The sequence below is a fragment of the Streptomyces sp. NPDC016469 genome, assembly GCF_040632905.1.
Classification (GTDB): Bacteria; Actinomycetota; Actinomycetes; order Streptomycetales; family Streptomycetaceae; genus Streptomyces.
Genome location: NZ_JBEYCQ010000027.1, coordinates 11487 through 38156 on the forward strand (window position 1 = coordinate 11487; position 26670 = coordinate 38156).

At 72.7% G+C, this 26670-nt stretch carries 27 protein-coding genes and 1 pseudogene; 13 read left to right on the plus strand and 15 right to left on the minus strand.

Going from position 1 to position 26670, the window contains the following annotated elements; all coding sequences use genetic code 11:
- Positions 1-6: 6 nt before the first annotated feature.
- The 3 genes from ABZ565_RS26725 to ABZ565_RS26735 are packed head-to-tail and all read right to left on the minus strand — an operon-like array spanning position 7 to position 2701.
- A complete protein-coding gene (locus tag ABZ565_RS26725) occupies positions 7-642 on the minus strand; it encodes a DUF6875 domain-containing protein (protein ID WP_361031897.1) in 636 nt (211 codons plus the stop codon).
- The gene (locus tag ABZ565_RS26730) at positions 639-1283 is read right to left on the minus strand and encodes a hypothetical protein (RefSeq protein ID WP_361031900.1); all 645 of its coding nucleotides are present in this window, start codon (positions 1281-1283) and stop codon (positions 639-641) included. Before ABZ565_RS26730 ends, ABZ565_RS26725 begins: the two co-directional genes overlap by 4 nt.
- Positions 1280-2701 (minus strand): aminotransferase class V-fold PLP-dependent enzyme, encoded by a 1422-nt coding sequence (locus tag ABZ565_RS26735; RefSeq protein ID WP_361031903.1) that lies wholly within the window; start codon positions 2699-2701, stop codon positions 1280-1282. Before ABZ565_RS26735 ends, ABZ565_RS26730 begins: the two co-directional genes overlap by 4 nt.
- A 239-nt stretch (positions 2702-2940) precedes the next feature.
- Between ABZ565_RS26735 and ABZ565_RS26740 the strand changes: the two genes are divergently transcribed.
- A complete protein-coding gene (locus ABZ565_RS26740; protein WP_361031906.1) occupies positions 2941-4407 on the plus strand; it encodes a multicopper oxidase family protein in 1467 nt (488 codons plus the stop codon).
- Between the two features lie 175 nt (positions 4408-4582).
- Complete coding sequence (locus tag ABZ565_RS26745) at positions 4583-5206, plus strand: DUF1772 domain-containing protein (RefSeq protein ID WP_361031908.1); 624 nt, start codon at positions 4583-4585, stop codon at positions 5204-5206.
- A gap of 60 nt (positions 5207-5266) precedes the next feature.
- On the opposite strand, the gene ABZ565_RS26750 is transcribed toward ABZ565_RS26745, so the two are convergent.
- The 3 genes from ABZ565_RS26750 to ABZ565_RS26760 form a co-directional block, all read right to left on the minus strand.
- Complete coding sequence (locus ABZ565_RS26750) at positions 5267-5761, minus strand: DUF1772 domain-containing protein (RefSeq protein ID WP_361031911.1); 495 nt, start codon at positions 5759-5761, stop codon at positions 5267-5269.
- Between the two features lie 327 nt (positions 5762-6088).
- Positions 6089-6625 carry a pyridoxamine 5'-phosphate oxidase family protein gene (locus ABZ565_RS26755; RefSeq protein ID WP_361031914.1) on the minus strand — a complete coding sequence of 179 codons (537 nt, stop codon included), beginning with the start codon at positions 6623-6625 and terminating at the stop codon, positions 6089-6091.
- Positions 6622-8181, minus strand: a complete 1560-nt coding sequence (locus tag ABZ565_RS26760; RefSeq protein WP_361031917.1) for an MFS transporter — start codon at positions 8179-8181, stop codon at positions 6622-6624. Before ABZ565_RS26760 ends, ABZ565_RS26755 begins: the two co-directional genes overlap by 4 nt.
- Before the next feature lie 115 nt (positions 8182-8296).
- Between ABZ565_RS26760 and ABZ565_RS26765 the strand changes: the two genes are divergently transcribed.
- The 4 genes from ABZ565_RS26765 to ABZ565_RS26780 all read left to right on the plus strand — a co-directional run bounded on the left by ABZ565_RS26765 (position 8297) and on the right by ABZ565_RS26780 (position 11791).
- Positions 8297-9211 carry a TetR/AcrR family transcriptional regulator C-terminal domain-containing protein gene (locus ABZ565_RS26765; protein ID WP_361031920.1) on the plus strand — a complete coding sequence of 305 codons (915 nt, stop codon included), beginning with the start codon at positions 8297-8299 and terminating at the stop codon, positions 9209-9211.
- Between the two features lie 21 nt (positions 9212-9232).
- Complete coding sequence (locus ABZ565_RS26770) at positions 9233-10285, plus strand: phosphotransferase (protein ID WP_361031923.1); 1053 nt, start codon at positions 9233-9235, stop codon at positions 10283-10285.
- Between the two features lie 100 nt (positions 10286-10385).
- On the plus strand, positions 10386-11183 hold the full coding sequence (locus ABZ565_RS26775) for a VOC family protein (protein WP_361032133.1): 798 nt from the start codon (positions 10386-10388) through the stop codon (positions 11181-11183).
- 74 nt (positions 11184-11257) lie between these two features.
- Positions 11258-11791: a GNAT family N-acetyltransferase gene (locus ABZ565_RS26780; protein WP_361031926.1), complete on the plus strand. Its 534-nt coding sequence runs from the start codon at positions 11258-11260 to the stop codon at positions 11789-11791.
- A gap of 15 nt (positions 11792-11806) precedes the next feature.
- On the opposite strand, the gene ABZ565_RS26785 is transcribed toward ABZ565_RS26780, so the two are convergent.
- From ABZ565_RS26785 to ABZ565_RS26795, 3 genes are all read right to left on the minus strand, one after another.
- Entirely contained in the window at positions 11807-12217 is a 411-nt protein-coding gene (locus ABZ565_RS26785) for an SgcJ/EcaC family oxidoreductase (RefSeq protein ID WP_361031929.1), read from the minus strand.
- A 50-nt stretch (positions 12218-12267) separates the two neighbouring features.
- The gene (locus ABZ565_RS26790) at positions 12268-13503 is read right to left on the minus strand and encodes an MFS transporter (protein ID WP_361031932.1); all 1236 of its coding nucleotides are present in this window, start codon (positions 13501-13503) and stop codon (positions 12268-12270) included.
- Positions 13504-13599: 96 nt separating this feature from the next.
- Positions 13600-13932: a helix-turn-helix domain-containing protein gene (locus tag ABZ565_RS26795; RefSeq protein WP_361031935.1), complete on the minus strand. Its 333-nt coding sequence runs from the start codon at positions 13930-13932 to the stop codon at positions 13600-13602.
- Positions 13933-14085: 153 nt separating this feature from the next.
- Here ABZ565_RS26795 and ABZ565_RS26800 point away from each other — a divergent pair, with 153 nt between their 5' ends.
- Complete coding sequence (locus ABZ565_RS26800) at positions 14086-15042, plus strand: DMT family transporter (RefSeq protein WP_361031938.1); 957 nt, start codon at positions 14086-14088, stop codon at positions 15040-15042.
- A gap of 21 nt (positions 15043-15063) precedes the next feature.
- On the plus strand, positions 15064-15996 hold the full coding sequence (locus ABZ565_RS26805) for a LysR family transcriptional regulator (protein ID WP_361031941.1): 933 nt from the start codon (positions 15064-15066) through the stop codon (positions 15994-15996).
- Positions 15997-16042: 46 nt separating this feature from the next.
- Here ABZ565_RS26805 and ABZ565_RS26810 read toward each other — a convergent pair whose 3' ends face one another.
- A complete protein-coding gene (locus tag ABZ565_RS26810; protein WP_361031944.1) occupies positions 16043-17014 on the minus strand; it encodes a hypothetical protein in 972 nt (323 codons plus the stop codon).
- Between the two features lies 1 nt (position 17015).
- A complete protein-coding gene (locus tag ABZ565_RS26815; RefSeq protein WP_361031947.1) occupies positions 17016-18365 on the minus strand; it encodes a VWA domain-containing protein in 1350 nt (449 codons plus the stop codon).
- 490 nt (positions 18366-18855) lie between these two features.
- Between ABZ565_RS26815 and ABZ565_RS26820 the strand changes: the two genes are divergently transcribed.
- The 3 genes from ABZ565_RS26820 to ABZ565_RS26830 all read left to right on the plus strand — a co-directional run bounded on the left by ABZ565_RS26820 (position 18856) and on the right by ABZ565_RS26830 (position 20957).
- Complete coding sequence (locus tag ABZ565_RS26820) at positions 18856-19281, plus strand: SMI1/KNR4 family protein (protein WP_361031950.1); 426 nt, start codon at positions 18856-18858, stop codon at positions 19279-19281.
- A gap of 229 nt (positions 19282-19510) precedes the next feature.
- Positions 19511-20332: an alpha/beta fold hydrolase gene (locus ABZ565_RS26825; protein WP_361031953.1), complete on the plus strand. Its 822-nt coding sequence runs from the start codon at positions 19511-19513 to the stop codon at positions 20330-20332.
- Between the two features lie 19 nt (positions 20333-20351).
- Positions 20352-20957, plus strand: coding sequence for a hypothetical protein (locus ABZ565_RS26830; protein ID WP_361031956.1), 606 nt, complete (start codon positions 20352-20354; stop codon positions 20955-20957).
- A 3-nt stretch (positions 20958-20960) separates the two neighbouring features.
- Here the strand turns inward: ABZ565_RS26830 and ABZ565_RS26835 are convergent, their stop codons facing one another.
- Both ABZ565_RS26835 and ABZ565_RS26840 read right to left on the minus strand, forming a co-directional pair.
- Positions 20961-21800, minus strand: a complete 840-nt coding sequence (locus ABZ565_RS26835; RefSeq protein ID WP_361031959.1) for a methyltransferase domain-containing protein — start codon at positions 21798-21800, stop codon at positions 20961-20963.
- 33 nt (positions 21801-21833) lie between these two features.
- Positions 21834-22982 carry a serine hydrolase domain-containing protein gene (locus ABZ565_RS26840; protein ID WP_361031962.1) on the minus strand — a complete coding sequence of 383 codons (1149 nt, stop codon included), beginning with the start codon at positions 22980-22982 and terminating at the stop codon, positions 21834-21836.
- A gap of 151 nt (positions 22983-23133) precedes the next feature.
- Between ABZ565_RS26840 and ABZ565_RS26845 the strand changes: the two genes are divergently transcribed.
- On the plus strand, positions 23134-24036 hold the full coding sequence (locus ABZ565_RS26845) for an FAD-dependent oxidoreductase (protein WP_361031965.1): 903 nt from the start codon (positions 23134-23136) through the stop codon (positions 24034-24036).
- Positions 24037-24089: 53 nt separating this feature from the next.
- Here ABZ565_RS26845 and ABZ565_RS26850 read toward each other — a convergent pair whose 3' ends face one another.
- Positions 24090-24407 carry a hypothetical protein gene (locus tag ABZ565_RS26850; RefSeq protein ID WP_361031969.1) on the minus strand — a complete coding sequence of 106 codons (318 nt, stop codon included), beginning with the start codon at positions 24405-24407 and terminating at the stop codon, positions 24090-24092.
- A gap of 323 nt (positions 24408-24730) precedes the next feature.
- Positions 24731-25117, minus strand: a pseudogene (locus tag ABZ565_RS26855) (acyl-CoA dehydrogenase); the annotation flags it as partial.
- Between the two features lie 304 nt (positions 25118-25421).
- Here ABZ565_RS26855 and ABZ565_RS26860 point away from each other — a divergent pair.
- Positions 25422-26618: an alpha/beta hydrolase gene (locus ABZ565_RS26860; RefSeq protein ID WP_361031972.1), complete on the plus strand. Its 1197-nt coding sequence runs from the start codon at positions 25422-25424 to the stop codon at positions 26616-26618.
- Positions 26619-26670 lie beyond the last annotated feature (52 nt).

A 26670-nucleotide genomic window follows, 5' to 3' on the forward strand; every position in this document is an offset into this window, starting at 1 on the left:
GCGGACTCAGGACACGACGCGGTTGACCAGCTGATCGCGCACCCGTGCCGGGATGTCCGGGGCGAACCGGCGCAGATAGTGGTCGATGTGCCGGTCCGCGCCGACCAGGAACGGCAGGTCGAACACGAGCAGTCGCCGCACCGCGAGCAGCGGCACCGGTGAGCGCAGCGGCGCGAAGTCCTCGTTCCACAGCCCCGGCTCGGCGCACAGGGGATGGAACTGGCCGATCATCAGCCCCTGGGCGACGAAGTCGTCCTTGGCGTCCGCCTGCAACAGGTCCAGGCCGGCCGGGTCCGCGTGGTCCAGCTCCGGGAGCACCATCAGCACGGTGAGGAGTTCCCGCTCGTCCTCCGCCAGCTCCGACGCGAGCCGTTCGTACCAGGTGCGCAGCGCCTCCACGGCCCCGGGCAGCGCGTCCGGGGTGCTCTCGGCGGGCACGGCGAGCAGGAACCGGCCGGCGCGCAGCGAGGGCTGGGTGTACGGGCACACCGGGCCGCTGCGGCCCAGCTCGGGATGGCTCGACACCAGGAAGGTCCGGCTCCACTCCAGCACCTCGCGGAGCGGCCCGAGCTGCCCGGCCGGCACGAGGCCCCGGTCCACCTGACCCGGCGTGTAGATCTGCAGCCGGCTGTCGCCCCTCATCGCGGCTCCCGCCACATCGGCCGGAGGCGTGGCCCGCCGTCCGGCAGCACGATGTCCTCGCCCAGCCGTGCGAAGCCCTGCCCCCGCGCCGACGCCTCGCCGCCGGGCGAGCTCGCCTCCGCATAGGCTCCGCAACCCGCCGCGTCGGCCTCCCGCAGCACGTCGGCGACGAGGGCGCCGAGCAGCCCCCGGCCGCGCGCCCCGCCGCGCACCGCGCCGAACGCCGCGTAGTAGTGCGGCCGTGCCGGGTGCCGGGACGCCTGGAGCTCGGCGATCAGCGCCAGCGAGGCGGCCTCGCGGACCCCGAGGACGTCCTCGAAGCGCCCGGCGAACTCCTCGCCCCGCGCCTCCGGTCCGGCCTGGGCGCCCGGCGGCGTCCACAGCAGCACGGCCTCCAGGCCGGGGGTGCAGGTCACCGCGTCGTACGCGAACGACATGTCGAGGAACACCCCGAACAGGGCGGGCAGCACCCGAGCCCTGCGCTCGGGGTCCGGGGTGATCCAGCGGGTGAGCGGGTCGTCGTGGAACGCGTCCGCCAGCAGCGCCGCGAGGGCGCCGGCTTCGGCCCGTCGGGCGCGCCGCAGGGCCGGCCGGTGTGCTGCCGGCAAGGGCGGCGGCGGGAACGTGGACAGGTGGGTCACGAAGTTCTCCTCCCGTTCGATGGGTGTGCCGGGCGCGGCGGTCGGGCGCGCCCGGTCGAGGCCAGCTGCTCCACCCGGGCGTGCAGCTGGTCCAGGTGCAGTTCGGCTTCCGGTTTGATCAGGACGCTGCGCATCACCCGGGCCGTGGGGGCGTCGGCCACCACGTCGGGTCTGCGCCGTGCGAAGTCCGCCGCGTCGGTCCGCAGCACGCTGAGGAACACGGGGTCCCGTTCCGCGTGCATGCCGTCCGTGAGCAGCCGGCCGGACGCGGCGTCGACGGCGGAGAGCGACAGCGGCCGCGTCGCGGGGAAGTAGCTGACGATGTCCAGCTGCGGTGCCTGGTACGTCTCCAGCTCCTCGGACGCCTCGATGCGCTCCGCCCACGCCACGGCCGCCCGGCGGCTGCCGGCCAGGATCTCGCCGAAGCCGTCCCGGGTCAGCGGCAGCAGGTGCAGCGTCAGCCAGAGCGCGGCGGCCGCCGCCCCGGCCCGCGAGCACTCCAGGCTGATCTCGCCCAGGTGCAGTTCGGAGTCGGTGAAGTAGGTGTACGGCGAGTCGTGCGCGAAGTGGTTCCGGGCGGCGGCGTCGTTGAACAGCACCGCCCCGCACCCGTAGGGCTGAAGGCCGTGCTTGTGCGGGTCCACGACGACCGAGTCGCAGTCCGCGATCGCCCGCCACGGGCGTGTATCGATGCCTTCGGGCCGGTCCGAGCGCCCGAGGAGCGCGTAGAACCCGCCGTAGGCGGCGTCCACGTGCACCCGTACGCCGTAACGCCTGGCCAGTGGCACCACCTCGTGCACCGGGTCGACCGCCCCCAGCCCCGTCGTGCCCGTGGTCACCACCACCGTGCCGACCCGGCCGCCCGCGAGCAGCCGCTCCAGCGCGTCCAGGTCGATGCGGCCCAGGCCGTCGGCGGGCACCCGGTGGCCCTCGACGCCGAGCACCCCGCACATGCGGGCGTGCGTGTAATGGCACTCCGCGCTGTACGCGATGCCGCGTCCGGGGTGTGTCTGGCGCGCCACGTACAGCGCCTCCAGGTTGGCCATGGTGCCGCTCGTCGTCAGATGGCCCAGATGCGTGCCACGGAAGCCGAACATCCCGGCGAGCAGGTCCACGCACTCGCGCTCCATCTCGGTGGTGGCCGGACCGCCCTCGGCGGCGTGGTTGTTCGGGTTGAACAGCATCGCCGTGACGTAACCGACGACCGCCGCGGGATGGGGCGGCTTGACCATCTGCCCCGCGTAGCGCGGATGGAAGAACGGATAGTTGTCGTCCAGCCGCTTCGAGAACGCGGCGAACGCGGCACCGAACTCCTCGTCCCCGACCAGGTGCGACGGGTGCTCCCGGTGCGGGCCGAAGCGCTCTCCCCAGTGTTCGACCACGTCTACGGCACGCGGCAGCCAGTAACGAAGATCCACGGTCGGCCTTCCGGTGGGGGGCAGCGGACGGCTCAGGTATACGGAGCGAAGCGCAAGCCGACCGCAAGCGGTTCCCTGGCGGTTCTGGGTCGGCTCTGGACCCGTTCTCAAGCGCCATAACGGGACGCCGCGTGACACAACGGGCGGCGCCGCGCCCGCCCTAGCAGCCCCCGAGACGGGTGCGAGCCGCCCTTGCTGCACTCGGCGCGTCCGCCGAATCCAGCAGCAGGAGTTCCGTGATGGTGACCAGACGCACTCTGATGACCGCCCTGAGCGTCACCGGCGCCGGGCTGTTCACCGGCGCGGCTTTCACCCCGCTGATGACGGCGGGCGCCGCCCCGCGCGAAGCCGCCCCGGCCGGCACGGCCGTCCCCGTGGGCCCCGCCGTCCAGCCGTTCCGGGTACCGCTGCCCCTGCTGCCGGTGCTGACCCCCGGCTCCACGAGCGGCGGCGCCGACGTATACGACATCACCATGCGCCGCACCCGCGCCGCGATCCTGCCGGGCCTGAGCACCGACGTCCTCACCTACGACGGGCACTTCCCGGGCGGCATCGTCCGGGCCCGCTCCGGGCGCCCCGTGGTGATGCGCCAGCACAACCAGCTGGGCGTGGAGACCTCGGTGCACCTGCACGGCGCCTCGGTGCCCGCCGGCGACGACGGCGGCCCGATGAACACCTTCGCCTCCGGGACGAGCCGCACCTACACGTACCCCAACCAGCAGCCGCACGCCTCGCTCTGGTACCACGACCACGCCCACCACTCGGAGTCCGAGAACTGCTACCGGGGTCTGTCGGGCAGCTATCTGCTCACCGACGACGTGGAGGAGGCGCTGCCGCTGCCGGCCGGGCGCTACGACGTCACCGTGGCGCTGCGCGACGCCCACTTCGACGACGACGGCCAGCTGCTGTACCTCCTGGACGACGCGGCGGGCCGCTCCACGATCCTCGCGAACGGCAAGCCGTACCCGTATCTCCGGGTCGCCGCCCGCAAGTACCGCTTCCGGCTGCTGAACTCGTCCAACCTGCGGTTCTTCGCGCTCCGCCTGGCCGACGGCTCGTCCTTCACGCAGATCGGCTCCGACGGGGGCCTGCTGCCGCGCCCCTTCACCACGGACTCGCTGCTCCTGTCACCGGCCGAGCGCGCGGACATCGTCATCGACTTCTCCCGCTACCCGGTCGGCACCCGGCTCGTCCTGGAGAACACCCTCGGCCCCGGCGACCCGGACCGGACGGGCAAGGTCATGCGCTTCGACGTGGTGCGCACGGCCCCCGACCCGAGCCGGGTGCCGTCCGTACTGCGTACACTGCCGCCGCTGCCGCCGGTGACCGGGCGGCGTTCCTTCGACCTGAACGTCGCCCTCGTCGGCGGCGAGCCGCAGGGCACCATCAACGGCCGCGTCTACGATCCGGCGCGCATCGACACCGAGATCCCGTACGGCGCCAGCGAGGTCTGGACCGTCACCAACAGCAACACCGACGTGCCGCACAACTTCCACATGCACCTGGTGCAGTTCCGCGTCCTGGAACGCAACGGAAAGTCGCCGACCGGGGCCGAGGCGGGGCTGAAGGACACCGTGTGCCTGCTGCCCGGCGAGACCGTCAGACTCCAGGCCGTCTTCGACTCCTACCGCGGCACCTACGTCTACCACTGCCACCTGCTCGACCACTCGGCGATGGGCATGATGGCGCAGATGCGCATCCGCTGACCCGTCGCACCCGGGCATGCCCGTTCGAGTACCGCTCGACGTTCGCTGGAGGAACGCTCGTGATCCTGTCCAGGGCGGCCTCCGCGCCCGCGGCGGGAGCAAAAGCACCTCTATCCTCGTCAACAGCGCGCCTCGGCACCCTACTTACGAACCGGACAAGAGCGAGGACGTACCGATGACACCCAATCAGTATCCGCAGCAGGGCCCCACCGGCGCGCAGGCGCCGTACCAGCAGCCGTGGGGTCAGCCCGCCGCTCCCGTGCCGCCGCGGGAGGACCGCCCGAACAAGGCCGCGGGCTGGCTGCACATGATCTCGGTCATCACGCTCGGGCTCATGGCCGGTCTGTTCTTCGCCTACGACGTCTCGGTCATGCCCGGCCTCGCGAAGACCGACGACCGCACCTACGTCACCGCGATGCAGCAGTTCAACGCGGAGATCGACGGCAACGGCCTGTTCGCGCTCATCTTCATGGGAGCCATCGTCGCCGCGGGCCTCGCCGCGTTCCTGGAGTTCCGCCGGGGACGCAGGACGATCGCCCTGTGGGCGGGCCTCGCGGCCGTCCTCTACCTCGTCGTCCTGATGCTCACGATGGGCGTCGAGATCCCGCTCAACAACCAGCTCGCCGACCTCGGCAACCCGGCGAAGGTCCACGACTTCTCGCTGGTCGACAAGTTCAAGGGAACCTGGGAGACCGTCAACATCTTCCGGACGCTCCTCAACACGGCGGCCCTGGGCTGCGCGGCGTACGCCGCCAAGCTGCACGGCCGCGCGGAGGCGCTGCTGTCCGCCGGCCGCTGAGCCGGCGACCCCGGGGAGGGCGGGTACGGGCGCGAGCCCCGTACCCGCCCTCCCGCGCGTTCAGCTGCCGCCGTTCAGGACGAGGGCCCAGCACAGCAGCCCGGTGGCGGCGGTGCACAGCAGCGTACGCAGCACGTTCCCGCGCGCCCAGGCCCCTTCGAACGCCGCCCGCACCGCCTCGGGCCGCGCGATCCCGTCCACCGGCCCCGCGGCCTCCAGGGCGTTGTTCAACGGGATGTTCAGGCGGCTGGTGACCCCCATCGACGCGATGTAGCAGACGAGCGCCGCGACGGTCGGCACCATCGCGTCCCGGTCCCCGCCGCCGAACTGGAGCCCGACCGCGAGCCCCGTGAAAACGAGGGCCCCGATGTAGCCGAGCACGAACCATCCGTTCAGGATGGCCACGTTGACCCGCTGCATCACATCGATGAACGTACGGTCCCCCGCCCCGCGCAGTGCCGGCATCACGGAGATGGCGAAGCCGTAGAACAGCCCGCTGACCAGCCCCGTCGTCACGGTGGCCGCGATGAGCGCGAGCGTTTGTGCGATCTCCATTGCCTGACCCCTCAGCTGCTGCCGGTGCGCGGTGCTTGCCCAAGTCAACTCTCCTCTGCGCAAAGGGAATGCAACAGGAAGGTCAAGGACAGAGTACGGGGGCTCCGCGAGGGCGGGGCCCCATTGGTGACAACCGGCGCGGGTGGGTGATCTCGTCGGTACGCAGACCCCGGCCCGCCGCCCCACCGGCCCCGCCGAGGCGGGCGCGGAGCTCGAACGCGTGCTGCCCGCCCTCGCGGCGCACCGCTTGCCGGACCCGCCTGGCGTCGACCGGCCCCGCCTGGAAGCCGCCCGGAGATCACCTGGATCCAGCGGCCGTAGCTCGCGTCAGGGCCGGAAGCGGGTCTGGCTGAACGCCTCGCCCCTGCCGAACGCGAGGACCTTCGTCGGCCGGACGGCGAACACCGGGACGACCGCGCCCGGCGCCCCGGAGGTCTCCGGCTGGGGCCCCTCCGGCCGGTGCCGGAAACCGCCCTCGACCGCGTCGTACGGCCACCCGATCTTCGCCATCCACAGCTCTGCGAGCCGCTCCAGGACCGGGCGCTCGGCGACCCGCACCGCCGGCCCCTCGACGACCACATCGAGCCCGCGTCCGTACACGTTGTTGCCCGTCGTCAGGACGCAGTTCGGATTCCGGGTGAGGTTGCGGCCCTTCTGCTCATCCAGCCCCGTCGAGAAGTGCAGCGCCCCGTCGAGCCACACCGCCGGCAGCGGCGTCACATGCGGCCGCCCGTCCGGCCGGACCGTCGACAGCCAGAACATCTCGGCCCGTTCGAGGACGGCCACCACCTCGGCCCACGGGGTCGCCGTGGCACCGGCACTGCTGTAGTCGGGATGAAGCTCCGCCACGGGTTCGTCCGTCATGACTCCGCCCTCGACACGGTCCTGGGACCCCCAGTCTGCCCGGTGACCGCCGTCCTGCCCGCACCCCGCAGCCGGACGAGTGACAGCAGACCGGCCCCGGCCATGACGCCGGCCGCGCCGAAGGCGGCGACGTTCATCCCGTGCGTGAAGGCGTCGCGTGCGGCCGTCAGCACGGCATCGGCGGACGCGTGCGGCAGCTGCGCCGCGACGGCCATGGCACCGCCCAGCGTCTCGCGTACGGCGTCGGCCCGCGGTACGCCGGAGGGCAGCGCGCCCGCCATGTCACCGGTGTACACCGCCGCCCCGAGCGACCCCAGGATCGCCATGCCCAGCGCCCCGCCCAGTTCCTGGCCCGATTCCAGCACGGCCGCCGCCGACCCGGCGCGCTCCGGCGGGGCCGCACCCAGGGCGAGCTCGTTGGCCAGCGTCATCGCGGCCACCAGGCCGCCCGCGTACAGGGAGGCCCCGGCGAGGGTGAACCAGAGCGCGGAGTCCGTCCGGACCTGGGAGAGCCACAGGAACCCGCACGCGGAGACGAGGAACCCGCCGCCCATCACATAGGCCCGGTCGACCCGCTGCGCGAGCGCGGCCCCGGCCGGGGCCGCGACCGCCACCCCGGCGGCCGGCACCAGACTCCACAGCGCGGCGCGGAACGGGCTCAGGCCGAGGACCGACTGCAGGTACTGGGTGAGGAAGACGGCCATCCCGACCGTGGCGAACATCGCGAGGAGATTCGCGAGCACCGGCCCGCCGAAGGCCCGCCGGCCGAGCAGGCCGAGGTCGACCATCGGATGCGGGACGCGCCTCTGCCGGCGTACGAACACGGCACCGAGCACCAGCCCCGCGACGACGGCGAGCACGGGCAGCGGCTCGTAGCCGTGCCGGGCCCACTCCTTGACGCCGTGGATGACCAGGAGAACGGCCCCGAGGGACAGCGCCGCGCTCAGCACGTCGAAGCGCGCGCTCCTCGTCGGCCGGGACTCCGGCACCAGGAACGGCACCAGGACGAGCAGCAGCGCCATCGCGGGCACGTTGATCAGGAAGACCGAGCCCCACCAGAAGTGCTCCAGCAGCAGGCCGCTGACGACGGGGCCGAGCGAGATGCCCGTCGTCATGACAGCGGTCCACAGGCCCACCGCCCGGCCGCGCTGCCGCTCGTCGTGGAAGAGGTTGCGGATGACGCCCAGGGTCGACGGCATCAGCGCGGCGCCGCCGACACCGAGCAACGCCCGTACGGCGATGAGAAGTTCGGCCGTATGCGCGTACGCGGCGGCGGCCGAGGCCACCGCGAAGGCGGCCGCTCCCGCGAGCACCAGCTTGCGCCGGCCGACGCGGTCACCGAGCGCGCCCATCGGGACGAGCAGCCCGGCGAGCACGAAACCGTACATGTCGAGGACCCACAACTGCTGGGTCGCGCTGGGCTCCAGGTCCTGACTGATGTAGGGGATCGCGAAGTACAGGACCGAGACGTCCATCGAAACGAGGGCCAGGGGGAGCATCAGGACGCCGAGGGCGGTCCACTCCTTGCGCCCGGCGCGGGGTGTGTTGTTCTCCATGCAGGGCAGAGAAGCGACGCCGTCGCGTACACCGCAAGCGGCTGCCTAGTGCACCTGTGCTCAGGCCTTGCCGAGTGGCCTGTTCGGCGTTTCGGTGCACTAGTACAGTACGGCGATGCCCCAGGAACCGCCCTACCTCCGCATCGCCGGGGACATCCGGCGCCGCATCGCCTCCGGCGACCTCGCGCCCGGCGACCGCGTCCCCTCCACCCGGCGCATCACGCAGGAGTGGGGGGTCGCCATGGCAACCGCGACGAAGGCCCTCGCCGCCCTGAACCAGGAGGGCCTGGTGCGCGCGGTGCCCGGTGTCGGCACCGTGGTCGCCGAGGCCGGACACGCCCGGACCACGACCCCGGCGCAGGGCCTCACCCGCGACCGCATCGTGCGCGCCGCGATCGCCCTCGCCGACGTCGAAGGGCTGCCCGCGCTCTCCATGCGCCGGATCGCCACCGACTTCGGGGCGTCCACCATGGCGCTCTACCGCCATGTCCCGAGCAAGGGCGAACTCGTACGCCTGATGTCGGAGACGGTGTTCGAAGGCGAACCGCCCGGCCCCCGCCCCCCGGGCTGGCGGGCGCAACTGGAGCGGGAGGCGCGATGGCTGTGGAGTCTGTACCTGCGCCACCCGTGGGTGGCACGCGCCCTGTCCGCCCTCACCCGCCCCACGGCCTCGCCGCACGCGATGCGTTACACCGAGCGGACCCTCAGCGCCCTGAAGGGCCTGGGTCTGACGCCGACCCAGATGATCCACGTCCACCTGGCCCTCCTGGGGTACGCGCAGGGCATCGCGGCGGCCGTAGAGCAGGAGTCGCGGGCGTGGCAGGAGACCGGGATGACGCCCGAGGAGTGGATGGCCACCCACGAGACCCGGATGGAGACGATCCAGGTCATCGGCTCCTACCCGACCCTGTCCACGCTCTTCGGTGACGAGGGGTTCGACCTCGAACTCGACACGCTCTTCTCCTTCGGCCTCGAACGGCTGCTGGACGGGGTCGCGGCGCTCGTCGAAAAGCGGTCCCGGGATGCCTGAGCAGGGCATACGCTCCTCCCCATGCCGAATTCCCTTCCGCTGACCGCCCCCCTGCTCTCCGCCCTGGGCGGCATCCCCGCCCAGGCCGAGCCCCTGGACAGCAGCCCCCGGTCGCGGGTGTGGCGGGTGCGGGCGGGGGACGGGCGGCCCCTGATCGTCAAGCAGATCACCGACGAGGGGGACGCCGGTGCCGACGCCGACGCGCGCTTCGCCCGGGAGGTCGCCGGACTGCGCCTCGCGGGGCGCGGCTCCGTGGCGCCCGCGCTGCTCGCCACGGACCCGGCCTCACGGGGCATGCTCCTCGAGTACGTGGACGACCTCGGCCGCACCGACGACTGGATGCCGGGGTACGCCGACGCGCTCGCCCGGCTGCACGCCCTGACCGGTCCCGCCGACGCGGGCGCGCTCCCGGCCTGGTCGGGTCCCACGGCCGCGGACGCGGAGTCCTTCCTCACTCTCGCCCGCGCGCTCGGCGTGCCGGTACCGGCCGCCGTCCCGGACGAACTCGCCGGGCTCCTGGAACGACTCGACCCCACCGGGCACCACGCCCTGCTCCACGGCGACCCCTGCCCCGGCAACGACCTGCGCACCCCGGACGGCGTCCGCTTCGTGGACTTCGAGCGGGCCGCGCTCGGCAACGGCCTGGTCGAGTTCGCGTACTTCCGCATCGGCTTCCCCACCTGCTGGTGCGCCATGTCGGTCACCGCCGCGCCGCTCACGGAGGTCGAGGCCGTCTACCGGACCACCTGGCGCGACCTCACCGGGGAGGACGTGCCGGGCGACCTCGCCGACGCGTGCGCCGGCTGGCTCATCCAGGGCGACGCGCTGGTCGAACGGGCGCGGCGGGGGACGGCAGACCAGTTCGCCCGGGTGCCCGCCGAGGACTTCGAGTGGGGGTACGTCTCCGCCCGCGAACGCCTCGTCCACCGCCTGGGCGTCGTCGCGGACCTCACCCGTGACCACGACCACCTGCACGCGCTCGGCCGCCTCGCCTCCGCCCTGGCCACCCGCCTGCTGGAACACTGGCCGGCCCTGCGTCCGCTGCCCACGCCGGACGCCCGGCCCTGGTACTGAACGGGCTGTCACCCGTACGGGTCGATTCCGCTCGCGCGGGGGCCGGGTAAGGAGGGCCCGTCCACCCCCGAGCAGCCTCCCGGAGGCACCCGTGCCCGAAATGAACGATCCCTACCGGCCCGGCACCCCCTGCTGGATCGACCTGATGGTCCCCGACCAGCAGGCGGCCATCGACTTCTACTCCGACCTCTTCGGCTGGGAGGGCGAGGTGGGCCCGGCGGAACACGGCGGCTACGCCGTCTGCACGCTCAAGGGCAAGCCCGTCGCCGGGATCATGAAGGCCATGAACCAGGACGGTACGGTGCCGGACCCGATGCCGCCGGCGGAGTGGACGACGTATCTGTCGACGGACGCCGTCGACGCGACGCTCACGTCCGTCAGCGACGCCGGCGGCACGGTCGTCGTCCCTCCGATGGACGTCATGGACCTCGGCCGCATGGCCGTGGTCGCCGACCCGGCGGGCGCCGTCTTCGGCCTGTGGCAGCCCGGCACCTTCGGCGGCGCGGGCATCGCCAACGAGCACGGCGCGCTGATCTGGAGCGAGCTGACCACCCCCGACCCGGACGCGGCGTCCGCGTTCTACTCCGCCACCCTGCCGGTGACGACGACCCCCTCCGAGATGGAGGGCGCCGACGGGTACGTCGAGTTCCAGGTCGACGGGCGGGCGGTGGGCGGCATGATGGACATGAGCAAGGTGCCGCCGGGCGTCTCGCCGCACTGGCAGCCGTACTTCGCGGTGGACAGCGTGGACGACATCCAGGCGGCCGCCGTCCGCGCCGGCGCGACGGTCCTGGCCCCCGCCTTCGACATGGTCGCCGGCCGCATGGCCGTCCTGGCGGACCCGCAGGGCGGGGCGTTCTCCGTCATCGCGCCGAGGCCGCGGGAGAACGCGGCCTGACGTGCGCCGGGCGCGCGGAGGACGCCGTCTCCCCGCGCCCGGACGCATGCGTACACGCGTGCGAAGATCGTGGCGTGAAGGACCTGAGCCCGACCGAACTGCGCTTTCGCCCCGCCGCTGAAGCCGACCTCGCCTCCGTCGTACGGCTGCGCGACGACACGGCCCGTTGGATGCTCGCCCGGGGCGTCACCGGCCAGTGGCGGCCCGGCGAACTCGGCGAGGACCACTTCCGCCGGACCATGGCGACGGGGGAGGTGTGGCTCGCCGAGGCCGCCGGACGTGTGGTCGGCGCCTGGGAGCTGTGGTGGGAGGACGAGGACGCCTGGGGCCCGCAGCCGGCGACGGCCGGTTACGTGCACCGGCTGATGGTGGACCGCACCGCGGTCCCGCCCGGCACGGGGCGCCGGCTCCTGCGGGCCGCCGAGCACCGCGTGGCCGAGGCGGGCCGGACGCTCGTACGCCTGGACTGCCTGGCGGGCAACGAGCCCCTGACCGCGTACTACCTCGGCGCCGGCTACCGGGTCGTCGGCCGCAAGGAGGGCAAACCGCAGCCGGGCGGCACGCCGAAGTCGTTCACGCTGCTCGAAAAGGAGACGGCGGCGGGCTGACCGGCGCCGGTGCGGTCAGCCCGCCACGACCTGCGTGTTCTGACCGGCGGTCAGCAGCCACCGTCCGTCGTCGCCCCGGCTCATCACATACAGCGGAGCGCCCTCGCTCTCCTCCTCCGGCGCCAGGTAGCGCTGCCGGACCTTGACCGCCGCGACGTCCGGGCGGATGAAGAGGACGTGCGCCACGTCGTAGGTGACCCGCCCGGCCCAGCCGGCGGCGGGGAGCACGGTCCGGGTGAACGCGGAGATCGCGTCGATGCCGATGAGGACCTTGCCGTGGGCCGTCGTCCAGACCGCGTCGGGCCGGAAGAGGGCCAGGAACTCGTCGGGGTCCTTGCGCTGCTGGGAGCGCTCGACGGTGGCGACGACCGCGCGGATGGCTTCGAGGTCGGCGGTGTGTGCGGGGGTGTGTGTTTCGGTATCCATGCCCGGCATTCTGCAACCTCAAGTTCGGTTGCGATCAAGTGCGGTTCGGATCAAGTCCGGTTGAGATCGAGGGCCGCCCGGGGTGCCCGCCCGCGCCGGGGGAGCAGGAACGGGGTGCCCAGGATCAGCACCCCGGCCACCGCGAGGGCGGTGCGCGGCCCGGTGACGTCGGCGAGCAGCCCGGCGAGCGCGGTGAGCACGGCGATGGAGGCCTGCTGCCCGATCGACCAGGCGGTGAGCATGCGCGCGACGAGGTGCTTGGGTGTGTGTTCCAGCCGGTACGTGGAGAGCACCGGCCCGTACAAGCTCATGTTGACGATGATGGCCAGCTCGACGGCCATCACCGTGACGAGCCCGACGACACCCGGCCGTACGAACACCAGCCCGATCAGCCAGACCGCGCGCAGGGTGCCGACGGTCCGGAAGACCCGGTCGCGGCCGTAGCGGGCGACGACCCGGCGGGCCAGCCGCGAGCCGATGAGCCCGCCGAGACACGGAGCGGCGAAGGCGAGACCGTACTGCCAGGGCGGGAACCCGAGCCGGCGCAGCAGGAGCACCGCCAGCAACGGTTCGGTGGCCATGATCAGGCCGCCGACGAGGACCTGGTTGAGGTAGAGCGACCGCAGCACGGGGTGCCCCAGGATGTGCCGCCATCCGGCGAGCAGCGCACCCGCCCGAAGCGGACTCCGGTCCGCCGTGGCCGGCGCGACCTCCTTGCCCCGGATCGCGGTGATGGCGAGTGCGGAGAGCAGATAGCTGAGCGCGTCGGCCACCACGGTGGTGACCGGCCCGAAGACCCCGATCGCCGCGCCGCCGAGGGGCGGGCCGACTGCGATGGAGCTCCAGTTCGTGGACTCGAACCGCGCGTTGGCGACGAGCAGGTCCTCCTGGCGGACGAGCGCCTTCAGATACGCGCCGCTCGCCGCCCCGAACGCGATCTTCGCCGCGGCGACCACGGCCGACACGACCAGCAGCTGGACGAACCCGAGCAGCCCGAAGGCGTACGCGGCCGGGATCGACGCCATGGCCGCGAACCGGACCAGGTCCATCCCGATCATCACGGGCCGCTTGCGCCGGAACTCCACCCACGGCGCGAGCGGCACCGCGATCAGCGCCCCCACGGCGGGCCCGACCGCCGACAGCGCGGACACCTCGACGGGCCCGGCGTCCAGCACCAGCACGGCGAGCAGCGGCAGGGCCCCGAACCCCAGCCCCGACCCGTACGCGCTCACCGCGTACGCGGCCCACAGCCAGCCGAACGGCCGCCCCAACGCTCTTCTGCCCACGCCGCCTCACCCGTACAACCCGAAACAGACCGGGGAGAGCTAACCGCTTGGCAGAACCGCAGGTCAAACAACCAAGGTGCCGTTCGCTCACAACCATCAGTTGTGCGTCAGCGCGGGCTCGGTCAGCTCGACCGCGTCGATGACGGCGGCGAGCAGGCCGGGGAAACGGGCGTCGAGCTCCTCGCGCCGCAGGGTGTTGACGCGGGAGTTCCCCGGTGCGGTCTCCTGGCGGATGATCCCGGCCTCGCGCAACACCTTGAAGTGGGCGGACAGGGTCGACTTGCTCAGGTTGATGCCGAAGGTCCCGCACGGCTTCCCGCCGGCCTCGACGAGGGTTCGCACGATCTGCATCCGGGCCGGTTCGGCCAGCGCGTGGAGCACGGCATAGATGTTCATGTCTTCGGCGCGGGGGTGCTGGAGCGGTTTCACGGCACTGCTCTCCCATTTCGGACCACATGTGTTCGCGTGTTGGCGAACACCGGTTGACCGACTCTCGGTCACGCGTATACGTTAGCCGACGTGTTCGCAAACAAGCGAACACGCGAACTGGCGATTCCGCGCTGCCGCATCCTAGGAGACCCCATGGCCGAGAAGAAGACCGCAGCCGCAGCCGCCGGTGGCCTGGTCACCGCACTCGCCTTCGGCGGCATGTTCGCCGTCGCCAAGTCCGCCTTCGGCCATGTGGATCCCTTCCACCTCACCCTGGCCCGTTTCGCCCTCGGCTCCGCGATCTTCGTGATCGCCCTGCTGGCCGTCGAGGGCCGCGCGGCGCTGCGCACCGACGGCAAGCTCCTCAAGCTCTGGGTGCTCGGCTCGCTCGGCTTCGCGGCCTTCAACCTCCTCACCTATGCCGGCCTGCAGTCCACCCCGGCCTCCACCGCCTCGCTGATCATGGCCGCGATGCCCGCCATCACCGTCGTCGTGATGTGGGCCCGCACCGGGAAGCGCCCCACCGGCATCACGCTCGGCCTGGTCCTGCTCGCCCTGACCGGCGTCGCCATGGTCCTGGGCAACGGCAATCCGCTCGTCGTCCTCACCGGCGGCATCGGTGCCGGCGGGCTCCTCATCCTGGCCGGAGTGATCGGCTGGGTCGTCTACACCACGGGTGCCGCCGCCTTCCCGGCCTTCTCCGTCCTGCGCTACACCGCCCTCACCAGCGTCCTGGGCACCGTCACCATCGCGCTCGTCACCCTCACCGCCGGCTTCGCGGGCTGGATCCCCACCCCGTCCGCCGCCGACTACGCGGCCGACTGGTGGCAGATCCTCTACATGGCCGTCCCCGCCACCGCCGTCGCGATCCTCGCCTTCAACCACGCGACGCGCACCCTCGGCCCGGCCAACGGCGTCCTGTTCATCAACCTCGTCCCGATCACGGCCTTCGCGATCGAAGCCGTACGCGGCCACCGGCCGACGACCGCCGAACTCGCCGGCGTCGCGCTGACCCTCGCGGCCGTCATCGCCAACAACGTCCACGGCCGCCGTGCGGCGGGACGGGCGCGGGCCGCCGACACCAGGAAGACGCTCACGACGGCCGCGTGACGTTCCCTAAGGTAGGGCGACGTGGACCTCCAAGCAGTACGCACCTTCGTCGCCGTCACGGAAGCGGGCGGGTTCCAGAAGGCCGCCGCGGACCTCTCGGTTACCCAGCAGGCCGTCTCCAAGCGCATCGCCGCGCTGGAGGCGGCCCTCGGCGTCCGGCTGTTCGCACGCGCCCCGCGGGGCGCCGAGCTCACCATCGACGGCCGGGCGTTCCTGCCCCACGCGCGCGAACTGCTGCGCGCGGCCGAGCGCGCGAGCGCGTCCGTACGTCCCGGCAGCCGCCCGCTCCGCGTCGACGTGATCGCGTCCCGCACCGCGCAGTCGAGCCTGATGCGCGCCTTCCACCGCGCGCACCCCGGGATCGCCCTCGACGTGTTGATGCTGGTCAGCATGGACGCGGCCGTGGCCGCGCTCCGCTCCGGCGAACTCGACGCGACCTTCCGCGCGGTGGCCGCCCCCGGCCGCCCCCTCCCCGACGACATCGCGTCCGCGCGCGTCCTGGACGAACCCCTCCAACTCCTCACCGGCCCCGCCCACACCCTGGCCGACGCCCCCTCGGTGACCCTCACCGACCTGGTCGGCCACCGCATCTGGATGCCGGGCATCGCCCCCGGCACGGAGTGGGGCGCGTACTACGACGACCTGGTCGCGGAGTTCGACCTGACCATCGAGGCGACGGGCCCGAACTTCGGCTCGGACGTCCTGCTCGACACCATCGCGGACACCCCGTCCCTGGCCACGTTCATGGGCGAACACTCCCGCCTCATCTGGCCCAGGACCCACGACCTCCGCCGCATCCCGATCACGAACCCGACCCCGGTCTACCCCCACTCCCTCCTCTGGCACCGCGACAACCCGCACCCGGGACTGGCGACGCTGCGGTCGCACCTGGGCGCGGCGGGGGGTTCCGGGGCGGCGGGGACCTGGGTGCCGGGGTGGGCGGCCGGGAGCTGAAGGCGCTCAAGGCCGGCCGCCCGAACGGCCTCCGGGAGCAGGGCCGTCAGCGTCTTAGGGGGCCGCCGCCCGGTCCGGGGGGCCCGGCCTGTCCCGGTGGGACGACGGGCGGCCCGGCGTGAGAGGGAGGCAGCGGCAGCCCGCCGGGTGCGTGGGTGTGCGGCACCTGGGGGACGGGCGTCGGCTGCCGGGCGGCGTGGGGCGGTGCGCCTGCGGGGACGGCTTCGGGCGTGCGGGCGGACCTGGCCCGCTGCTGTGCCCCGGGGCCGGGGCGGCGGCGTGCGGCGCCGAGGGCGAGAGCGGCGATCACACCTCCGACCAGCGCGGCGGGCATCGCCCACGGCGGCAGCCCCGTGCTTGTCGCGGCGGCGGTGGGGGCCGTGTCCGCCGCTGTCGCGGAGGGCGTGGTCACGGTGGCGGGCTTCGGCTCGGCGGGGACGGCGCCGGCCGGCGTGCCGGGGTTCCACGATTCGGCGGGTCTGGGCGTGACGCCGGTGCCGGTGCCCGCGGACACCGTGAGCGGGAGCGTGTCGCCCTTGGTCCGGGTGGCTCCGCCGATGCCGACCTGGACGTAGTAGGTCCCGGCTCGCTCGATGGGCTTGTAGTCGACGGTTCCCACGGTGCATTCGGCGGTGAAGGTACCGCCACTTCGGGCCGTGGCGTGACCGCGGTAGATCATCTCGGTGCCGTCCGAGGCTCCATCGCACAGGATGGGCCGGCGGGTGGGGTCGTAGATACGCACACCGAGCCGCTCGTAGTGGGGTGAGGGGCCGGGGTCGTAGCCGCCGGGCACCTCGACCGACGCCTTGACGTCCAAGCGCTGGCCGGGCTTGAGGGTGATCTTCCAGAAGTGGAAGTCGCCGACCGTGAGCTGCCGCTGAGCACCGTCTTCGATGGAGGTGCTGCTGTTGAACGAGTAGCCCCCCGGCGATCCCGTGTCGCCGTCGGCTGCGTTCGCGGTGCCGGTGGCAAGGAAACTGAACGCCGCGGCGGTCATGAGTGCGGTACGTACGCGCATGTCAGGCTCCCCTGCGGCGGTTGCGGGCGACGGCGAATCGAAGGCCCAGGGTCAGCAGGAACGCGGCTGCGGCGGCGACGGCGAGGGCCGCCGGGCGGTCCAGGAGTGACGTGGCGGCCGCGGTCGTCTCGGTGGCCTCGGGGCGAGGGCCGTGGGTGTCCGGGGGCGCGGTGGGCTGTCCGGCCTCGGCGCCCGCACCGGTGACCCGTTCGTCGGGTGTTCCATCGGGACGGACGGCCTGGTCGGCGATGCCGACGGCCACCTCGACCGGTTCGGCCCGCGCTGTCCGGACCTCGCTGTGGATCCGGGCGCAGACCTCCGTGCTTGCGGCCCCGGCGGGGACCTTGTCCCAGGGCAGGCGTTCGGACTGCACGCCGATGGACATGACGTTGGACCACCGGTCCTCGACCGCGGTCTCCGTGGCCCACACTCCGGCCTGGCCGGGCAGCGACAGCTGGGCGTTGACCGAGGTCGGGGTCTCCCACGCGCCGGCCGGAATGACGGAGCCGGAGAACCGGAGCGACTGTCCCGGGCGCAGCGTGACCTTGTACCAGCGGGACTGGCCGTCGCGGATCCTGTCGAGGTACTGGCCGGGGACGAGGGTGGGGGCGCTGGGGCAGTCCTCGCCGCCGCTGGTCCTGGTGCCGCTCCGCGCGTACGGAGTGAGAGCGCGTTTCACGGACTGGTCGAGCCGGTCGGCCAGTTCGTCCGCATCACCCGCGTCCACGTAAGTCCCCTTCGTGGCGTTCGCGATGCACGTCAGCTCGCGCTTGGCGGCGGCGTTGACCCTCAGTCCGACGGTGTCGATGACCAGGTCGATCCCGGCCCCCTTGAGCTCACGGGCGACCTGGCACGGGCTCGGCGGCGCACAGGTGTCCTCCCCGTCGCTGACGAGGATGATCCGGCGCGGTCCGGTGTCCCCGAGGTCGGCGGCCGCGGCCCGGAGACTGCGGCCGATCGGCGTCATCCCGACCGGCTTCAGCGCCTGCACCCGGGCCAGCGCGGATGCCTTCGAGCCGGTATCCATCCGGGCGACGGGGGCGAGGAGTTCAGTGTCCTCGCACCCGCGGCTCCTGGCCTCACCGGCGTACTCGGACCCGTACACACGCAGCCCCATAGCCGTCCCGTCGGGTGTGCCGTCGAGGAGACGGCGGACGGCGGTCTTGGCGGCCGCGAGCCTGGTCTGCCCGCCTGCGTCCTTGGTCGCCATCGACCCGGACACGTCGAGCACCGTCTCGATCCGGGGCGGCGCCTTCTCCGCGGCGGGTGCGGCCCCGGCCGGTGTGCCCGCCGTCACGACGGTGGCGAGAGCCAGGGCGAAGGCGGCCCGGAAGCGGGCCGGCGCGGTCATCGGGTGCTTCCTTCGGTCCGGGCCGCCCGTACGACGGTCTCCGAAGCGCCATCCGCATGCGGTGCGGGTTGCACTTTGCGAACCCCTGCGGCCAATCGAGGCATGCGGATATCCCCCATCTCGTGGAATGCCAAGAGGACTTGACCCCTAGCTGTGTTCACGAGGGAAACTATATGGTTGCTTTCGCAAAGGCAAGAGGGGATTTCGGATCCCGTGCCCCGCGCGGCGACCGGGTCGGCGCCGCGGTACCGTCTCCGACCGTGCAGATCGCACGTGCGAGCAGCCGCCTTGGCGGATGTGGTGAGAGAGCGCCTGGTCGGGCAGATCGACGAGGACTGCGGGCACCGCTTCGGCCGGCCCGTCGGCTCCTTGCCCGCATAGATGACCGCGGCGGTCTACGCCTCGCCTCCCCCGAGCAGGTGGTTCGCCTGGCAGCCTGGAACAGGAGCATGATGATCACGTGAGGCGGATGAGTGGAGGTTGAACCAACGTGTGGAACGTAGCCGTTGAAGCCCTGCCCGGTGCGGCCGTCCTCCAGTCACCCGCACCGGAGTCCGCACTGGCCGACTGCGTCACGGTTCTCGGTCACTCACTTCCCACGGATCTCAGCGCACTCCTGCGGAAGACCAACGGCATCGAAGACGAGTACGGAGACGGGCTCGTCTGGTCTGCCGAGGCTATCGCCACGGAGAATCAGCGTCTTCGCGAGGACTCCGACCTCGCCACCCTCTCCATGCCGTTCGACCCGCTCCTCTTCTTCGCGGACGCGGGAAACGGCGATCTCTTCGCGCTCCTCTCAACGATCGACAGGCCCGACGTCTTCGTCTGGGACCATGAGAACGACAGCCGCACCTGGGTGGCACCCAACCTGGCCACGTACCTCGACTGGCGACTGACCGGACGAATTGAGCTGTAACCGACGGTGGGCCGAGCGGTCGTCCAGTCCAGGATGGCCGCTCGGCCGTGAGGGAGCATCGAACAGCGACGGATGCTCGCGGGCGGCGTGGGCCGCCTTCACCGCTGACCTCGGCGGCTGATCGCCGAGCCGAACCGAGAACGGTGGCCCTTCTACCTCGGAGAGGGGCCACCGGCCGACAGGCAAAACGCCTCCGCGCCCCGTCGGTCACCCGGCTAAGGTGCCCGGCATGAACGCCATAGCGCTGCGCGGGGCCACGATTCACTACGACGACCTCGGGCCCTCCGCCGGGCTGCCGGTCCTGTTGGTTCACGGGCATCCGTTCAACCGCACACTGTGGGCGCCTCAGAGCGAAGGGCTGGCCGAAGCCGGATACCGGGTCATCACCCCCGATCTGCGGGGTTACGGCCAGAGCAGCGTCACCCGGGGAACGGTCTTCCTCTCCGACTTCGCCGATGACCTCGCCGCGCTCCTCGACCACCTGGGTATCGAGCGGGCCGTGGTCGGCGGTGTTTCGATGGGGGGTCAGATCGCCATGGAGTTCCAGCGCCGGCACCCGCAGCGGGTGCGCGCCCTGGTCCTGTCCGACACCTCCGCCCCCGCCGAGACCGAGGAGGGCAAGGCGTTCCGTAACCGCTTGGCCGACCGGCTCCTCGCCGAGGGCATGGACGGTTACGCGAGCGAGGTGATCGACAAGATGCTCGCCGCGTACAACGTCGCGGCGATGCCGGAAGTCGCCGGGCGCGTCCTGGGCATGATGCGTGCCACGGACCCCCACGGCGCGGCGGCAGCCCTGCGCGGGCGGGCCGAACGTCCCGACTACCGGGAGACGTTGGCGGCGGTCCGGAAGCCGGTGCTGGTCGTGGTCGGCGCGGACGACGTCTACACCCCGGTCGCGGACGCCGAGGCGATCCGCGGCCTCGTTCCCCACGCGACCCTGGCCGTCATCGAAAAGGCCGGCCACCTGCCGGGCGCCGAGCAGCCCGGACACTTCAACGCCGCTCTGCTGGCCTTCCTCGCCGCGCAGGTGGCCCGCTCGAAGGGCGCCTGACGGCCGATAGGGTGACGCCATGGGCGTCGACCTCACCACACTGATCGCCGACTGGCCCTGGCTGGCCGAGGTCCCGCCCCCGGAGCGGCTTGAGCGCCTGCGGGACGCCTGGTACGACGACGAGACCGGGCTGTGGGACTACGACGAGAACGGGACCGACGGCGGGTGGGAGTGGCCGCGCGGGTCGCACAGCGCGCTCTTCGGCGTGTACGACTTCCCGGGCACCCTCGGCTCGTACAAGCCGCACTTCTGGGCGGGGGAGGCGTGGGAGAAGGCACGCGACCACGTGGACCCGACCGTGCGGGCGGAGCTGGACGCGCTGCTCGGCGGGCTGATCTGGGACGGGCCGGATTTTGATGACGAGGAGCCGAGCGAGGGCCATGCCTTCTTCTCCGGGGGCTACGGCCTGCTGGTCGCGAAGTCCCCGAAGGGAGTACGGGAACTGCTCGCGACCTGGGAGCGCGTACGGCCCCGGCTCGATGAGCTCCGCGTGCCCTTCGAGGAGCACTCCATCGAGTTCCGGTTCAGCGACTTCGACGGCTTCGTGCGCCTCCTGACCAACTGGGGCGAAGTCCTGGCCGAGGCCGCCCGCCGGGGCTGGGGGATCGCGGGCGTGAGCGAGTAGGCGTCACCGCCTGCGGGAGACCCCCAGCTCGATCAGGTAGCGCTTCGTCACCCGGCCCCCGTACCGCCCGTCGATCAGCTCCGCGATGGAGTCCAGCAGCCCGCGCCGGGCGGCCTCCGGGAGCGCCCGGTGGCCGGAGTACGTGCGCAGCACGTCCAGGTACTGCGGCGTGGTGTACGTGACGTCGTGCTCGTAGCGGCGGAAGACCGTCGGGCGGAAGCGGCCGCTGCGCGCCACCTCCTCCGCGTGGTCCGCGTTGCCGACCTCGGCGGCGGTGGGAGGCCGCGTGCCGGGCTCGGTCTCCGGGTCGAAGCGCTCGTAGCAGCGCTGGACCTCCACGAAGAACTCCTCGGTGCCGCCCCGCACATGCTGGGTGCGCACCACGGCGAGCGCCCCGCCCGCCCGCAGGGCGTCGGCCGCCTTGGGCACGCGCACCGCCGGGTCGATCCAGTGGAACGCGGTGACGACGAGCACGGTGTCGTACGGCTCCGCAGGCAGCGGCCAGCTCTCGAACGCGGCCGTCACCACCTCCACCTCCGGCGCCCCGGCCAGATTGCGCCGCGCGACCGCGGCCATGCTCGGGCCCGCCTCCACGGCCGTGATCCTGCACCCCCGCCGGGCCAGCGGGACCGTGGCCTGCCCGGTCCCGCAGCCCACCTCCAGGACGCGGCTGCCGGGCCGCGCCCCGGCGAGCTCCGCGAGGTCGTCGTACAGCTCCGCCGGATAGCCCGGCCTGGCCCGGTCGTACAGCTCCGCGTCCTCGTCGAACGTCTGCCGCAGCCGCTCCCGCCGGGAGTCCTCGGGGCTGTCGTCGCGGGGGGCGGGTGCGCTGGTTTCGGGCATACGGAGCAGGTTAAGGGTGTCCGCCGGGCACTCTCAGTCGCGTGCCCCGCACAGCCCCGCCTCCACGGCGTTCTCGATGTCGTCGTCCTGGGCGTCCGTGCCGCCCGGGTCGAGGTTCACCATGACCGAGGTCTGCCGGCCGTCCACGGTGGCGCCCCCGGCGGTCTGGAAGCCGAAGATGTCGCCGCCGTGGCCCCAGTAGGAGCCGCCGCACGGCAGCCACCGGCGTTCCAGGCCCAGGCCGTAGGCCCGGCCGTCACCCACGGGGCGGGCCCTCATCATCTCCCGGAGTTGCGCCGGTTCCAGCAGGCGGCCGCCCAGGAGGGCCCCCAGGAACCGGTTGAGGTCGGAGGCGCTGGAGATCATCTCGCCGGACGCGCCCGCGACGGACGGGTTGATCGCGGTGGCGTCCATGAGCGGTGCGTCCTCGCCCGGCCGTACGTAACCGCGCGGATGCGGGCCGGGGATCGACGGATCGTCACCGGGAACGGAGGTCGCCGTCAGGCCGAGCGGCTCGATGATGCGGCGGCGGATCTCCTCCCCGTACGGACGGCCCGTCACCTTCTCGATGACCATCCCGGCCAGCAGGTAGTTCGTGTTGGAGTAGTCCCAGCCGTGCCCGGGCCGGAACGGGCGGGGCTGGTCGAGCGCCAGGTCCACCAGGTCACGGGCGTCGTGGTGGGCGAGCGGGTCCGCCAGGATGTCCTGCGGGCGGAGGAAGTCGAGATAGTCGGGCAGACCGCTGGTGTGCTGGAGCAGCCGCCGTACGGTGACGCCCCGCCAGTCGCCGGGGTGGTCGCGGACGACGTCCGGAAGGTAACGCTCCACGGGCGCGTCGAGGGCGACGCGGCGCTCGCCGACGAGTTGGAGCACCAGCGTGGCCACGAAGGGCTTGGTCATGCTGCCGATCCGGAAGCGGCTGTCCCCGCGCACCGGCGCCCCGCTGTCGACGTCCGCGACACCGCTGGTCAGAACGGTGGCGCCGCGCCGGCCGCGCGCTTCGACGAGCGCCCCGGGGGCGCCGTCGACGGTGGTCAGCCGGTGCAGGACGGCGGGGAGCCGGTCGGCGGTCGCGGCCGATGCGGCGGGGCGCTCCGCCGCGAATGCCGCCCCGCCTGCCGCCACCCCGAAAGCCGCGGCCAGGGCGAGTGCGCCGGACAGCGTCCGTTTGTGCTTGATCATGAGTCTCCTCCGTCGCGCGGCACCGTCACCGCGAGGTCGTTTCTCCGCGTGACCTCACGATGTCCGACGGGCACGGGCGGCCGCGATGAGGTGATCATCCGTATCGGGGGTGGGGGCAGCCCCATGGCGCACGTTTTGCTGGAATGGCCCCATGGGCGACACGCTGTACGACACCGACCTGCTCGTCATCGGCGGCGGCCCCGCCGGCTGTGCCGCCGCCCGGATGGCCGCCGGGGTGGGGCTGCGTACGGTGCTGGTGGAGCCGGACCGGCTGTGCCGGAACCTGTACCGCATCCCCGCCCTCGACAACGTGCTCGGCGGCCACACCAGCGGCCCCGCGCTCGCCGACGCCATCACGGCGGAGCTCATGGGCACGGAGCTGTGCCGGCTCGAACTCGGGTGCCACGTCGCTGAGTTGCGCGCCTACGACGACCACGTGGCCGTCACACTCGACACCGGGGCCCGCCTCACCGCCCCGTACGCCGTCGTCGCCACCGGCGTCGGGCCGCTCCAGCCGCGCGACGTCCCCTGGATCACCGCACCGGACGGGCTCACCCTGCCGCCGCTGTGGCAGGCCGGGGCGGAGGAGGGCCGGACCCTCCTCGTCCTCGGCGGCGACCGGCCGATCGGGACCTTCCTGCGCGCCCACCCGGACACCGGCACCCGCCTGCTCGTGGCGTACCCGGCGGCCGACGCGTACAAGACGGACGAGATCCGCGACGACCCCCGGGTCACCCTCGTCCCCGTGGAACACCTGACGCTCTCGGGGGCGGGGGAAGTGACGGCACCGGACGGGCTACGGCGCCGGCTCGCCGCGGACGCCGTCTTCCTCAGCCTCGGCAGCGCCCCGACCGCCCCGCCCGGCGACCTGGTCCGGGGCCCCGACGGCTACTGCGCCCCCGGCGACCAGCACCCCCGCGTCCTGGTCGCCGGCGACCTCCGCTCGGCGCGCTACCAGCGCGTCATGACCGCGTTCGGCTCGGGCGGCGAGGCCGCGCTGCACGCGTACTACGCGGGGCGGGACCTGCTCGGTACGGATGCCGCCGGAGGGTAGGCGTCGGTACCGAGCGGTGGACGAGTCGTCCCACACGTACTCATCGGACGTACTCAGATGTACATCGTGTTCGGCTCCGGCCCGCACAGGACCCGGCCGTAGAGCTCGGCGTTCGTCGTCGAGTGCATCAGGGCACGGGTGCTCAGCGCCCGTATGTCCCGTGCCGCGCGCTGAAGGGGGTCGGAGACGTGGATCGAGGATCCGCCGCCCTCGGCGGCCAGTTGGGACGCCGTCGCGTCGGCGAGATGGAGGACCCGTCCCAGCCAGGCCCGGGAGCGCACGCGTTCCTCCGGGCTCCACTCCTCCCCGGCGGCGCATTTGGCGTCGGTGAGCGCGGCCAGCCGGGAGGCGTGCGACTCGGCCTCCTCCACCCGATCGCCGCCTCCGCCACCAGGAGGTGGGCGACCGGTGCGTCCCGCCGGCTGGGGTAGTCCGTGTAGGTCATCTTCCGGTCGAGCCGGGCCATGAACGCCTCCAGCGCGACCCTGGCCAGCCCGACGGCCGGACCGGTGAACGTCGAACAGCCCGTGGGGATCATCGGACTGCGGTACACCGGGGAGAGCGCATTGGTCCGCGAGGCGGACTCGCCGCGTAGCACCGAGACCAGCGGAATCACTCGGTCGGCGGGAACCAGGACGTTCTCCGCGACGGTGGTGACGCTTCCGGTCGCGCGCAGCCCCATGGTGTGCCAGTCGTCCAGCAGGGTCAGATCGGACATGGGGACCACCGCCATCACCGGCCACTGCGACGAGCCGTCGGGCGTCGGCGCCATGGCGAGGACCACTTGCCACTGGCTGTGGTGGGCGCCGCTGATGAACGCCCACCGGCCGTTCACGAGGTAGTCACCGCCGTCCGTCGGCGTGGCGGTCGCGCTGGGGCTCAGTACGCCGCACACCCGGGCATCGGAAGCGAACACCTCGTCCTGCGCGTGGTCGGGGAAGTGGCCGGCGAGCCAGGCCGAGACGGGCCACGCGGACACGGTCCAGGCTGCCGGTCCGTCCCCCTCCGCTATTTTCGACACCACGTCGAGCAGCGTGGTGGCATCGGTCTCGTAGCCGCCGTAGCGAGCCGGGGCCCGCATGCGGAAGACGTCCGCGTCGGAGAGCGCGGCGAGTTGTAGGCGCCGGCACAGAGGATCACCTCGCGCCGGGCCCGTACCTCGATGTCCTTGTCCAGCCGCGACCCCACGATGCCCGAGGCCCTGTCACCGTCGAATAGGACGTCGAGGGGAGCCGATGACCATGGGCCCCGGACCCGTTCCCGGTCACCGCCTGCCCGTAGGCCCGTGGTACGACACGCGCCCCGCCCCATGCGACCGCAGAGGTACCAAGTCGCATACCGTGGAAGGACGTTGAGGCATCGGACCCCCGCCTAGCGTTCGGGGCATGAGAACTCGTCACCGCACCCTGGCCGCCTCGCTCCTCGTCCTCGCCCTGGGGGCCACGGCCACCGCCCCGGCCGTCGCCGCGACCCCGGCGCCCGCCGGTATCGGCCCCGCGCTCACCGCCCCCGCCCAGCAGCTGCGGCTGCCCGCGCCGACCGGGCCGTACGCCGTCGGCGAGGACACCGTGCACCTCCGGGACACCGGGCGCGCCGACCCGTACGTGCCGGAGGCGGGGGCGCGTGAGCTGCTGGTGTCCGTGTTCTATCCGGCGCGGGCCGGGACCGGGTCGCGTGCCCCGTACATGAGCGCGAAGGAGGCGGAACTGCTTCTGGAGGACAAGGGGTTGGGCGGTGTCGTCGCGCCCGAGGTGGTCGGGGCCGCCGAGACGTACGCGCGGACCGGTGCGGCCCCCGCGCGCGGGCGGTTCCCGCTCGTCGTGCTCTCGCCCGGGTTCGGGCAGAGCCGCTTCACGCTGACGTCCCTCGCGACGGACCTGGCCTCCCGGGGGTATGTCGTCGCGGCCGTGGATCACGCCCACGAGTCCCTCGCCACCGTCTTCCCGGGCGGGCGCGTCCTGCCCTGCGCCGCCTGCGACTACGTGGAGCGGGCCGGTGAAGAGGGGTATGCGGAGGTCGCACGGGGCCGGGCGAAGGACGTTCCGTTCCTGCTGGACCGGCTGACGGACGGTCACCCCGCCTGGCGGTACGCCTCCATGATCGACCGGCGGCGCATCGGGATGGCCGGGCACTCCATCGGCGGTGACTCCGCCGCGTCCACGATGGCCGCCGACCGGCGCGTGCGGGCGGGCGTGAACATGGACGGCACCTTCTTCGACCCGGTCCCCGCCCAGGGGCTCCGGGGCCGGCCGTTCATGATGCTCGGCACCGAGGCCGACCACGCGTCCGGCGGCACCTTCGATACCACGTGGGACCGCGACTGGGCGCGCCTCGACGGCTGGAAGAGGTGGCTCACGGTCGCCGGGGCCGGTCACTTCACCTTCACCGATCTTCCTTTGCTCGGGGCGCAGTTGGGCATCAGCGACCCCTCGGCCCCGCTGCCCGCCGACCGTTCCGGCGACATCACCCGTGACTACGTCGCCGCCTTCTTCGACCTCCACCTCAAGGGCGTACCGCAGCGCCTGCTCGCCGGACCGACGCCGGGCAATCCCGAGGTGACGTTCCAGACGCCTGCGCGCTAGCGGTTGCACAACTCGGGGGCCTCGATTATTACGCCGTAATAATCGAGGCCCC